Below are 12,937 nucleotides of genomic sequence, written 5' to 3' on the forward strand. Positions count from 1 at the left end.
CCCGCCATAATTCAAGAAATTTACACCCTGAATCCCCGCATTTTTGCGCAATACGATTTTCAATTTGGCTCGATCCTAGAGGCAGCACTTGCCCTGCGAGGTAATGTAAATGTTCAATACCATCTTCTCGTGTAAAAATGAACACACTCTGATCAACTGTGCCTCCACCTGCATCTGAAAACAGATAAACACCAGGGCTTGAAACACGGGAGCGGATAAAACCTTGAACATTTGCACTTACTTCCGGATAAATAAAACATCCATTGTTGGATGAATTTTTATTTTCTGATCTGTAATTTTTTATTAATGATACTAGTTTAGTAATATCCATATATGAAAGCCCTGATAGCTCGCCAGATAGTCCCCATGCCTCACAAAGGACAATATTAAATAATCTACTGATCCTCCTGTCCTGAGCATTATCAACAGGAATTGCCATGTTGATAGCGATATAATCTTCTGGAAGCTCCCCAAATCCTTTGAAACGTAACTTTATCTGGCTTTTTATTTCTCCAATTACTCCAGCTAAGTAGTAAACAGCACAAGTAGCTATAAAAGAAGGTAATTGATCTTTGTTTTTCAATTTAATAGCATTCCTGTAAGTGAAAAGCTGCGGATTATCTATATCTCCATTAGCTGCCAATACCAACGCATTTTTTAAATGAAATAATCCGTTTAAAGGATAATGACTTTTTGTATCTTCCGCATGAAAAATTTTATTTTCTTTAACAATAACCAGGCTAGGTATAAGGAATGGTCTTTCTTTATCTATTGACCTTGAGTAATGATGGACCCAGGCCTTATTGGTCATGATATCCCTGCAAATACATTTTGTATAAGAAGTCCCAAAATCGAGCCCTATTTGTAAAAAATATGGATCTCTGCCTGTTTTTTTTACAGGTGTTACTTCTACTTTAGTCTCTTTTATAGGTGTATCAGAGCGTGTTTGTTCTACCAGAATTTTATCAATCTTTTTCTGGTCACTTATCAGTTGGGCAGAAGCTTTTTCTTGGGGTTTATTTGAAGGTTTTAGCTGTTTTTTTTCACTTATATCCTGAGCTTTACCAAAAAGACTTTCTTTAATCGATTTTACAAAATTTGAAAAAATGCCCATTGGATATACTCCAAATCCGATATGCTAGTTCATTACTCTAAATATCCCCGCTGCTACCTGCGCCTGCTCTATATCAGTTTTTGCCTTTTCACTCAACTCAAGGAGCCTTTGTTCCTTATTTTTAATGCCTGTATTAAGTCGTCCTTCTGTCATCCTTATTATCCTTGGATCACGATTTGCTTCTCGCAATGTTTTTAAGCGTTGTTTATCTTGTTCAATACGACGATCAAAGATTCCTTTCACTCGTTGAACCTTAATCTGGTATGAAGTATCATTCTCCGCCTCAAAGTCTACTACTGCATCATTAAAACGTAATTCCAAGTCATTTACCACCCTGTTATGGGCCTCAAGCAGTGCTTCGGTATCACAATCAACATAATCCCAATCTTTTCCATCACGCAGAAGTTTTTGAATAATCTTTTCTGATACATCTTCCGGATAAATTGTCCCTCCGTATACTCTTGCAACACCATAAGCCAACATTTCCCGGTTTAATAGGCCTTTAAGCTTCCATCTTTCGATTCTGTAACAATAATCTCCAGGAGGTAAAAATGTGTCATTGATTTTCAGAGCAGCAACATCATAAAAATTATGCGCTCCTTCTGCGTTTATTTTTGTAATCCAACGTATTAGCGGCGAAAGGTGATTGATAAAATTAATAGACTTTTGCTGGCCAAAAGATAGTCTTTGAAGCACTTCGCGCCTAAAAGTAATATTAAACTCTTTTCTGCGTAAAGGGCGGGCAGTAAGAGATTTATCATCACCAATAAAGGCAGATAAGGATGACTGGGCCTCATTACTGAGTCTTACTCGAAGACATCCATCCACTGGAGTATTGTAATTTATTTCTGAACCTTGAAATTCGCGTTCGAAAAAATCACTTAAATAATCCTCCAGTTCACCAGGTTGAATATACCTTCCTTTTTCACGACCTTCTTCTATTTTTTGCTGTACATAGTCAGAAAGAGCGATAAGAGCGTCTCCCTCAGTCTCCAAAGCTTGAATCTGGAGTAAACGCTCTTCTATGACACGTTCAGACTGATCCATCAGTCTTTGCTCTTCCTCTATAGATAATTCCTTACTTAACAGGTCAACAGTAAGGCTTTGAACTTCATTACCAATAATTGCTTCAAGGTCACCAAGACTGTTAGCAAATTTTTCAAGTTTATAATGAAGCCGGTCATAAAGTCTTTCTTCAATAGTCCCACTGACTTTAAAATTTATAATAGAAAGCCGTTTTGCCTGTTGACCAACTCTATCAATACGCCCTATTCTCTGCTCAACTCTCATTGGATTCCATGGTAAATCATAATTTGTCATTACACGACAGAATTGCAAATCAATACCTTCGCTTCCAACCTCTGATGAAAGAAGAACACGCGGGCCTCTAGGGTCTTTAAAACGATCAATCTCCTCCCAACGCCGGTCATTTGGTATGCCACCGTGTATCACAGTAACTGTAATACCATTTGCTATTAATCTGCGTTGCAAGTATGCAAGAGTTTGGCGATAATAGGCGAATATTATCACTTTTTCATCCGGGATATGCTCAGTAAGCATATTTCGGAGTTGACAATATTTACTGTCATTTTTTTCAAAATCATATTCAAGTAACCTAGAAAAAGATTCCTTATCTAATTCTTCATCAGTAATATTGTCATCAAAATCATTTAATGTTTCTTCGCCCAGGGCCTCCGATAAAAGCTCTTCCGGATCACCTAGCCGACCATCGCGAATTTCTGCAGCGATGGCTGGCAAACAACTTGCAGCTCTAAGCTGTAACCCAATGACTCTAAATACATGAAAAAGTCTATTATCTTTGCGACATCGTGCGCGCACGAGTTGTAGAATAGTACAGTAGAGCTGCATTTCTTCTTTCGAGTACTCAACCTGAATAACTTTTGGGACGCGAATAGGTCTATTTTCTTTTACCTGGACCCTGCGAGTTCTATTAACATAGTTCCCTAAAAGATTTAATTTTTCAGCCAACTCCTGACACTTTGCAATTTTACTCTTATCTGCAGGGCTTATGCTCTCAAGGATTTCAAGGAATTGCTTAAAAAGTGGTGATTGTTTTATAAAAGGGCTTGAGCTCATACCCTCTACCGCTGTCATCAGAAGTTGAGTATCTACAGGAAATTTTGATAATGCATTTGACGCCTGCACAGTAGGTCTATTCACTTCTAAAAGTTCTTCGAACATGCCCTGTGTTTCAAAAAAATCTTCATCTGTCAGACGTAGTAAGCTGTGCAAATCAACATTGCTATTATTCACTGGAGTTGCGGACACACAAAGAACGCCTCCGGCAGTCTGTGCCAAACTTGATCCAAGATTAAATGTTGTTGTTGCCGGATTCCTCATATAATGGGCTTCATCAAATATTACTAAATCAAATGGGTCAAAATCCAAATCCCAGTGTCGTATTTCTTGTAAAAAAGCTGTTTTTGATGAAACTTTGAGTTGTTCATCCTGTGGTTCCTTTAAGTATTGCAGTTCAGATTTAGGGGGCCTTATACCAGTATAAGCCGCAATCAAGGCAAAAGAGTGTCCCGGCCCCTCTGATTTAAGGTGTTTTATTTCCTGGCTCAACCCTGAAAAATTAACTACTCGTGCATCAATGAGAAACTTACTTCGTAATTCATCACACCACTTATCTGCCAGCAACTTTGGACACACTACTAGCAGTCGTTTTGCCTGCCGCCTGGCCTGAAGTTCTATCCAAATGAGTGCAGCTTCAATTGTTTTTCCTAAACCTACTTCGTCAGCGATGATAAGCCGTTCGGTTGGTGAGTTTATAAATTTTAAAACAGGTTTGAACTGATAAGGGTAGAAATCTATCTGGGCTGCCTCCATTGAATATATTACTTCATAAAGGACTCCTTTGAGTTTTTCATAGGTAATCAGTCTTTGAAGATCGCGGATCTTGCCAAAGTGTCCTTCCTTTAAACGATCTTCAATTGTACCTTTGGTATTTTTAATAAGCTTAAGGCAAGTAATGGGCCTGTAAACTGAGCCTCCTCCAGGAAAAATCAATTGGACCATAGTGTGAGGTCCAGCTTTACGACAGTTTCCAGTATATTGTCCAGGCTGACCTGGATTGCTCTTATCTATAAGCCAATCACCAGGTTTAAAAGGTACAGTATTATTTGATGATTCGTTTTTCATAATTATTTATTTTCCCACTTTAAATTTCTATTAATTTAAAGTTCCTGTATATTTAAGAATGTCCAAAGTTGGATTCTAAAAAGTTATATAGAAAAAATAACCTTTAAATAAGCATATTTTATATATTCGGAAATCAGTATGGTCCTAAAAATCTTTCCCCATTGAAATGGATTAAATGCGAAGGGGCTTCAGCTACCCACACCTCTGTTTCCCAGGCTATTTCATTCAAATATCTTGCCATAATTGAACGGTTTGGAAAGGCAGTTACGTAGACAAGACCATGCTTGGCGTTTTTAAATAGTTTAGCCAGTTCAGAATGTCGTTTCGCATCCATTGGCCCATGACTGGTGACTGATTCCACAAGCAAAAGCCAGTTACGCTTAGCATAATAAAGTACTACGTCCGGCATTTTCCCGTGGGCATCAACCTCGATGCCAAGTTCAGTGAGTAAGGCAGCATCAAAATAACCCCATTTATCCCCTGTGTCTCCTGCATAAACAAGGATGCTGTCAGGCGCGAACCGAGGTCCGAAATCCTCAATAATTGCCTTGATTAGTTCGCTATGCTCTCCGGGGCTGAGTGTAATTTTCTTTCCTTTTTTAATCTGAACAGGAACACGGTTTTGTTCACGTTCGTTTGCATATCTTTTTGCAAGTGTCTCACGATGCGATAGAAATTCTACAAGGTTATCATGCCATTTTTTCGTTCCAAAACTGCGTAGCAACTTTAAAGTCTGTGGTTCAATTTGATAAACAGCCTTTGGGCTGTTTACAGGACGGTCCGGCGTATCTGGGTTATATAATACAACCCCTGCATCAACAAATTGATGCATTGTCTGCCTTCGAACTGTTTCACGGCTATTTGGTGCATATGTCTTCTTATAATGCGCCTGCATCCAGTCCATTATTGGTGTTATACCCATAAGCGGATTTTCTGCCTCAGACCATTGTTTGTTCGGGGAAAGGTTGAGTAAGGCAAGCAGAGAAAGGGCAGAGCGTTCATTCTGCTGAGCTTTTGGTAAGCCCAGAGATAGAAGTACATTTAATGCTTCGTCTATTCGTTTTTTGACTTTTTTATTCATTATTCGAGATCCCTAAGTTTATTATCAATCTCATCCTGTGTCGGTATTCCCTGTTCAAGCATCCACTCACCCAATGAAATCAAGGCGTTTCGGCTGGGGTATTTTAGCGTCATCAGATCAGTTGCATTAACCTGGGTGTGACCATTGAACAGCCTGAATCTTTCATCAACTGATGCGCTGTTAAGATATCCGGCAAGGCCATAGGCCAGGGATTCAGGCAATCCCTTTTTTTCTTCATGAAATACATTTAAATGGTTTTCAAACCCAAGCATATTATATTCTTTGAACACATCGGAGCGAACAACCCCTGCGGTTACACGTCGTTTCTCTTCTTTGGATGAAAACCTTCGCACAACACAATAAAAGCCATTGGGGTAGAGCCATTTTTCTGTCTCTTTGTTATGAACAATCGCATTTGGTTTTTTAAAATTGGCCTTTGGCCAGTTGATATTATAGCCATTAAAATGCCCCGGATAAAGGAGCGGGACAGTCCCCTTTTCAGGCATCTCTCTTAAATAACTTTTCATCCGAAAATCCACCACCGGGCCGGTGGAAATACCTATATCTAACTCTTTAGGGCTATATCGGATAAAAGGATTAAGGTGCAGGATTTTCCTTTTTTGTGAGGTCGGGATATGAATAAAATGGTTAATATCATCAGGAGTAACAATATCATCAAATGGATATTCAAAGGTTTTTAAGCCAGAGAAGGTTGAGTCTGTGGAGGTTGTAATAATCACATCTTCCTGTTTTGCCCCACGCTCCATCATGATTATTACATTTTCCTGCAGTACATCATCATCCTTGAATGCCCTTGTCCTGGAACCAAACAAGTGTATGTGCTTGAACGCTGCATGATCGAGAAGGAACTTTCTGAAGGGAAGATAATATGGCCCATTGCAGAAACTCCTTGGTATGATTGCGACTATCTGGCCGCCTTTTTCAAGCAAGGCAACAGCCAGCGCTACAAAGGCCGAATATAGATTGACTGTTTCAATCCCTGCTTTTCTTAGTGCTATCCTGTGTTCGGAATTACTTCTGATTTTTTTATATGGCGGATTAAGGATTGCATGGGTATATGCTGGTAGTGCTTTGCTGAAAAGGTCTCCGCACAGTGAATTGGCTGCTGTAATTATAAAATCATTTTCCCTTATATTTAAGACAATATTTCTATGTTTTTTATAGACTTCAAGTGATTCTGCTAAATAGGGTAACAATGACTGATCGATCTCAAAGGCATCTATTTCAACATTCTTAAAATAAAAATCATCCGAAATATATCGTTCAAGAAATGCGGCTGAAAGCGACCCTATCCCTGCCCCTGCATCAAGAAGCCGGCAATTGTCAACAGATGTCCGGGTAAACATATTCGCCATAAAGCAGGCAATACTGGCAGGCGTGAAAAACTGGCCATACAGGGACTTTTTCTTTTGTTCTGTGGTTCTTGAGATGTTTAATCTTGATTTTTCAACTATTGATAGCAAAAAGGGCTCCATAAAATGGAATTGATATATTTTAGGTTAAGTAAAAACTATGTATCAGCTTTTACCCCATAACCTCTCTTTTTTCAATATCCTATATTACACAAATATGATTAACAATAGAATGATTTTATCTTGCTATATTTATTGGTTATTTGCGGCTTGATGAAATGGGTTTACTGCTAATGGATTGGAAAATTAAGGGAAAAATCATTTATCAGTGAACAATGATCAATGATCAGTTATCAGATAGCAGAACCGAAAGCTTCATAAAATAAAAAATTGAATCTTGCACATAATAATGTGCATTTATCATCTTTTTATTAAATAGTAGAGCCTCCCAACAAAACCACTTCAAAGACCATAATGCAATTGAAAGCCTTGATATTAGTGCCTTCCAGCTTTTTAGCTCCCAAACAATAAACAAATATAATGATATGGCATGATGTTTGTAGTTAGAAGCAGGCTGAAGGGGTTTCGGCTGAAGGCTGTTAGGAAAAGCAAACTGCCGCCGTCGCTGAAGGCTTCCACTTTCTTTAAAAAAACTATGGCGGAGAAAAATAAATTACCCTGAAAAAGGCATAATGCATAACATAAAGAAAATGGATTCTCCGATCCAGTCATCACTAAAGTTATGGTCTGGCAGGAGAGTTTGTAATTACAATCCTGGCTGGTTTCCATGGTGCCGCTTACTGCACTAATTATTTATGTTATTATTCCTATCTCATTCAACAACTCAATCGCCGATGTATCCAGCTTACTAAAGGCAAACCATTTTTTCCCTAAATCCTTCAGTGATGCGCCAAAATGATATATCGTCTTATCATCAAGTATTAAAAACCGGTCATGGGCTTTATCGAAAGGCTTTAATGCTATCGGCGGATATTGTTCATTATGTTTCAGCACATCAAGTTCCAGCTTTCTTGATGGATTCCTTGTAAGGATGGTAAGTGGAATCCCCTTCTTTCGTTTCGTGAATAATACCAGAACAGTTTCATCTATATAGTTATCTATAAGGAGGATGGATTTTTTAGCTGATTTAACAAGATCATTGATAAAGACATAGGCATCAAAAACCTGCCCATCAAAAAATATTCCCTGGCTTGGCTTAATTTCCTTGCTATCAATAACTTCCAGAACCTGATTAAGTTTTTTATCCGTTTCAATCTGCTTAATTTCGAGATTGTCCAGGCGATGGAAAATCTGGGCATTGTTAATAATAAACCGTCGCATTGCTATAAAGGCTTTGATAATACTGATACTTATCTTAATAGCTGCATCACTTTTCAAGACAGCAGAAAGCATTGCAACGCCCTGTTCAGTAAATGCATAAGGCGCTTTCCTGAGCCCCATTTTTTCTTTATTGGATATCACAATTTGTGATTTCCAATCATGAAATTCCTTTTCAGTTAAATGAAAACAAAATTCCTCTGGAAATCTTACTATATTCCTTTTTACAGCCTGGTTTAATACTCTTGTCTCCACATCATAGAAAGCAGCTATATCCCGGTCAATAATTACAGGTTGATTGCGGATTACTATTATCTTGCTCTGTATGATTGGTTCTAATGCAACATTGTTTTTCATAATATTTTTTCCTGAACACATATTTATTCTGAAAGTCCTGAGAACAATAAGTGTCTACACAGTTGACAGACCCTCATAAAAGAGTTCAAGTCAGCCTTTGACTCTTAGCACCTTCAATCCACCCTAGGCGGACAAGTATTATAAATGCAAAACCGACCATAAATAAGTAAATAACGCCTATCTTGATTCAATATTCAAGATTCCCCGTACACACCCGGGATCTTCAACAAAATTACCTGTACACAACACGGGATCTTCGACAAGATTCAAAATTGTTTTCAATGAACAATGATCAGTAAACAGTTATCAGTCATTTCAGTGGTTAATTAACAATGAACAGTTATCAAAGAAAAGCTTAAAACGAAAAACTCTGTGAGACGGTTATTTGTTGTACCTGAAATGATTGAATGGGTTAGGTTTAAGACTTTTTGGTAATAAATGCAAGATGAAAAAGACAGGGTTCAAGGATTCATCCGCCGTCGCCAAGGCTAAGGCGGGACAAGAGGGGTCGAGGGTTCAAGTGAAAAGACAAATATTTATCCCCTTGGTCGAAATGACAGGATAAAGGATTCAAGATTCAAAATTGAAAAAATCCAGAAGTCAGCCGGCTTCGTATATCTACGCCGTGCCAGGCAGAGATTAATCGTCAACCAATCTTTTAAACTTCATCTCTAAATTATACTCGTTACTCACAACAATTGTTTCAATTGCTTGAAGTCTTTTTTCAATTCTATATTTCGTGTAGTTATCCAGTTCATCCATTTGTACTTTTATTTTTTCTATTTCTTTCTCAGCACTCTTTTTTGAAGCGTTGACCTGAGAGCTATGCAGAGTTTTTTTTACAACATCCCCGGCAACAATGATGATTACGATTAAGATAGCAAAAGTCCAGAAATCCATTACCGTCTCCATATATATTGAGTAAAAAGTAAAGGGGTCTGCCCTTGACTCTTTATGGCTTCAATAATCACAAAACAAAAACAACTTGATTCCAGCCTGCGCGGGAATGACGGATTGGGGACTTGATGCCCCGGTACCCCAAAAAGGCATCGCCCTGTTATATAATGACCGCGTCCCCCATTACGGGTTGAAAAGGGTAAAAATGACGAAAAAAATATTTTATTTGAAAAAACGTAAATGGATTAGGGGATGCAGGTAAAAAGGTAAATCAAATATTTATTTTTACCATTTTATCTACATTATCCCCATCTACTAAGTTGTTGCCCCTTTTACATAATTCTCTGACTAATCCGCAACTATCGAAATACCTCCATTTACCGTAGACAAATCAATACTCGATCCTCCGCCATTTACCTTACCATCTATCTTTTTCCCGATAAATTTCCCGGTAACAGTTACTGGAAAATCCGTGCTTATACCGCCGTTTACAGTTGATGCATGAATATCAGCAGCAACATCAGAAGGTAGAGAAAGTCTTACACTGCCGTTAACACTTGATAGATGAATATCATCACTTTTATCAAGATGTGTTGACCTCGCTTTAATCGCACCATTAACTGTACTTGCTTCAATTGAACCGTTAATATCAGACACATTAACTGATCCATTAACAGTTTTCAGAGAAATCTCACCTTTTAGATTTTCTGCTTTTACAGCACCGTTTACTGAATCTAAATTTAAATCTGTTTCAACAGGTATTTTTATTGAATAATCCACAATTACAGTATACCTTTCATCATTATTGAAATTCCAGTCAGACACACCGTGCTTTTTATTCGGGTAATCGGCCTCTATCCTCAGCCTGTCACCGCTCTCATCAATTTCTATTTTTACTTTTTTGATTATCTCTTCCGCATCAACGCTGCTTCCCCATTCTGCTTTTACCCTGATTTCAGCACCAATTTTTACCTGGTCTTTGTCCCATGATTCTGCATTAATGTAACCATTAATATTTCTCACAGAAACCTTCCCTCCGCTCTTAAAACTTATAGTTTTGTGGAACTCATCAGTTGCTGTTTGTGCAATTAAAGATAATGGCGAGATAAAAAGTAAAAACAGACTTATCATGATAGTTTTTTTTAACATACTTTGCCTCCTGGATAGTATTTTATTTATATATTGTTAAAACATTTTCTGCATAAAAAGATCCTGAAAAAATTATGCCCATTGTACTTGTTAAAGAGAAAACAATAAGTGGCCCACGCTTCTGCACCCTTCACACAGAGTAAATTCCGGATTTTATTTTTATTGTTAATTGTTCATTGTTAATTGTTCATAAATAAACCTTGCAATCCAGAAGCAAAAAAATGCACAAAAAAATAAAATTATACTTGTTTTTGTAATCCCGCAGTGGATCTTGAGTGTGATTTCTTTCCCTGTAACAATTTCAATGGAAAATTTTATCAAAACAAATAAAAGAGCAGCGTAGATAATCGGTCCCAGTAGATGAAATCTGAAAGATTCCTGAAAGTTTAAATGAGAAACTGCATAAAAGGATCGGGTTAACCCGCAGGTAGGACAACTGTAACCTGTGAGTTGTTTAAATTGACATGTCAGGAACTCTGTTTCTTCAGGATTTATAAAGATCGAAACCAGGAATACAGACAGTAAAGTTAATGCCATAACAGCTTTGGGGATAATTTTGTTTACAGGCATCGGGTTGTATGCGTAGATTTTTTCCATGGGTAAGTACGTTCTATAACTCATACAAATCCATTGAAGCCATCATCATACGGCTCCGGAAATGTCTTATACTCAAGGCCGAATTGTTCCAGAAACTCTACACTCATTGCCCTGAAGGTGTATTTGATTGGCAGCAGTATAATTGTTCCGATATAGGGAAAGGCTAATATTATAAAACCAATACAGCATGTAGATAATCCGATAATTATGACACAGATGGCTATCAGGAGATGCAGTAAGAATATTATTATTCCATAAAAAATAAACTGCAGCATGTATCTGCTGAACAGGGGCATGAAGCGTCTCCACGCCTCAACGGAGCCAATATTGTTTTTATACATGATCGGTACAACAAAATGGGTAAGGAATAAAGTAATGTATCCTGCAATAATACATATTGCTAATAAACATAGAACCATTCCGGCAATAATCAGACCGGTGGCTAAACCTGGAAAATCGTTACTCTGGAAATAAAACACAACAAAAAGTATGGCAGCTAAAAACAGCATAATAACTGCAAACATAATAATACTGAAACAGAGCCGCCACAGGAAGAGTGAGTCTCCCAGGGTTTTAAATTGATTCCAGGGCTTTGATACCAGTGCTCGATCGTGAACAACATTATCCAGGAACATAAATTTCCCCCGTGAACTCAACCATAGCAAAAGTACGCCAAGCGCGATAAAAAATAATGTGCCCAGGCCAATAAGCATAAACCAAAAAGGGTTATTTAAAAGCCATTCCCATGCCATTCCGGGAAAATCTGAGATTTTTTCAATGTTCCAGTTATTTTGCCATGACTTATTAAAGGAACCGTTGCCTGAGTATCCATCTACCAGGCCCGCGAGAAAGGCAGTAAATCCGACTGTAAACCATTTACCCATATCAAAGGGATTGAAGAGGGCATTTTTCATCCGGCCCCAGCCATTGGACAACGGTTTTCCATAGTTAATATCCATGATTCCTCCCCGAAATTATAGAGTGTCCTGCTTCAATGTATTGGTCCTGAATCCAATATCATCAAGCACAACCATTCCTTTATGCGTTTTGTCAAAGACAAAGGCGACCTTATATAACTTTTCCGGATCAAACGCCGGATTTGCCCTGGAAAAGTATGTAGGTTGGGTTAAGCGAAGCAACCCAACAAAGACACTAAAAGGATGTTGGGTTATTGACCCAACATGGCTACTGCAAAATCTGGGTTGAAATGTATATTCCTTCGGAAAAATTTTTTTATACAAACTCAACCTCAGGTTCGGTCTCCGATTCTTTTAAGAAAATCATACCCAAAACTATTAACGCTACATTGAAAAATAGTATGCCGATGAACCACAGGATTATGGTGAAAAAACATACACCACCGATTATTTGCATTATTGCATAGATACGATACAGACCAGATGTCTGGTCCTTTAACTCTAGAAGCCTGACACCATAAATAAAATAGATGATCCCTCCCAGTAGACACAGTGGTATATAAGGCACAATACCAAGTAACATGAGGGCACCCTGGTCCCTGGTAAATATCGGTAATATTGTGCTAAAAATTTCCATTGCTAACAAAATAATAAGCATAATAATAATGGATTTTATCATAATACGGATGTTGTCAAGGTGATACCTTTTGACAAGAAGCCTTTCAAGTTGTAGTAATATGTAAATGGCAAATACGGAATAGACAATTGTTAGAGGTATCCTGATAAAAATCATCCAGATTGCTGATAATTTCAAGGCAGTAAGCATACCGAATATAAACATGGGTATTCCCAGGATCGCGGTAAAAAAACATATGAAGGCCGTTGTTTTAAAGCGCGAATCTACCATAAACGACTGAGAAGCCTCTGTATATGCTATAGCCATGTTGAT

At 37.9% G+C, this 12,937-nt stretch carries 10 protein-coding genes; all 10 read right to left on the bottom strand.

The features are described from left to right. Positions 1-1,114: hypothetical protein (locus GX654_01190; protein ID NLD35465.1), on the bottom strand; the 1,114-nt coding region annotated here is incomplete at its 3' end. A 24-nt stretch (positions 1,115-1,138) separates the two neighbouring features. Then, a complete protein-coding gene (locus GX654_01195; GenBank protein NLD35466.1) occupies positions 1,139-4,279 on the bottom strand; it encodes a DEAD/DEAH box helicase in 3,141 nt (1,046 codons plus the stop codon). 133 nt (positions 4,280-4,412) lie between these two features. After that, entirely contained in the window at positions 4,413-5,360 is a 948-nt protein-coding gene (locus GX654_01200) for a restriction endonuclease (protein ID NLD35467.1), read from the bottom strand. Continuing rightward, positions 5,360-6,856, bottom strand: coding sequence for an N-6 DNA methylase (locus GX654_01205; GenBank protein ID NLD35468.1), 1,497 nt, complete (start codon positions 6,854-6,856; stop codon positions 5,360-5,362). Before GX654_01205 ends, GX654_01200 begins: the two co-directional genes overlap by 1 nt. Positions 6,857-7,546: 690 nt before the next feature. After that, the gene (locus GX654_01210) at positions 7,547-8,428 is read right to left on the bottom strand and encodes an ORF6N domain-containing protein (protein NLD35469.1); all 882 of its coding nucleotides are present in this window, start codon (positions 8,426-8,428) and stop codon (positions 7,547-7,549) included. A gap of 639 nt (positions 8,429-9,067) precedes the next feature. Continuing rightward, a complete protein-coding gene (locus tag GX654_01215; protein NLD35470.1) occupies positions 9,068-9,328 on the bottom strand; it encodes a hypothetical protein in 261 nt (86 codons plus the stop codon). 345 nt (positions 9,329-9,673) lie between these two features. After that, complete coding sequence (locus tag GX654_01220; GenBank protein ID NLD35471.1) at positions 9,674-10,474, bottom strand: DUF4097 domain-containing protein; 801 nt, start codon at positions 10,472-10,474, stop codon at positions 9,674-9,676. A gap of 165 nt (positions 10,475-10,639) precedes the next feature. Beyond that, positions 10,640-11,071 carry a DUF2752 domain-containing protein gene (locus GX654_01225; protein NLD35472.1) on the bottom strand — a complete coding sequence of 144 codons (432 nt, stop codon included), beginning with the start codon at positions 11,069-11,071 and terminating at the stop codon, positions 10,640-10,642. A gap of 20 nt (positions 11,072-11,091) precedes the next feature. Further along, positions 11,092-12,030: a hypothetical protein gene (locus GX654_01230; GenBank protein ID NLD35473.1), complete on the bottom strand. Its 939-nt coding sequence runs from the start codon at positions 12,028-12,030 to the stop codon at positions 11,092-11,094. A 274-nt stretch (positions 12,031-12,304) separates the two neighbouring features. Then, positions 12,305-12,931 carry a hypothetical protein gene (locus GX654_01235; protein ID NLD35474.1) on the bottom strand — a complete coding sequence of 209 codons (627 nt, stop codon included), beginning with the start codon at positions 12,929-12,931 and terminating at the stop codon, positions 12,305-12,307. Positions 12,932-12,937 lie beyond the last annotated feature (6 nt).

The sequence above is a fragment of the Desulfatiglans sp. genome (genome assembly GCA_012513605.1).
Classification (GTDB): Bacteria; Desulfobacterota; DSM-4660; order Desulfatiglandales; family HGW-15; genus JAAZBV01.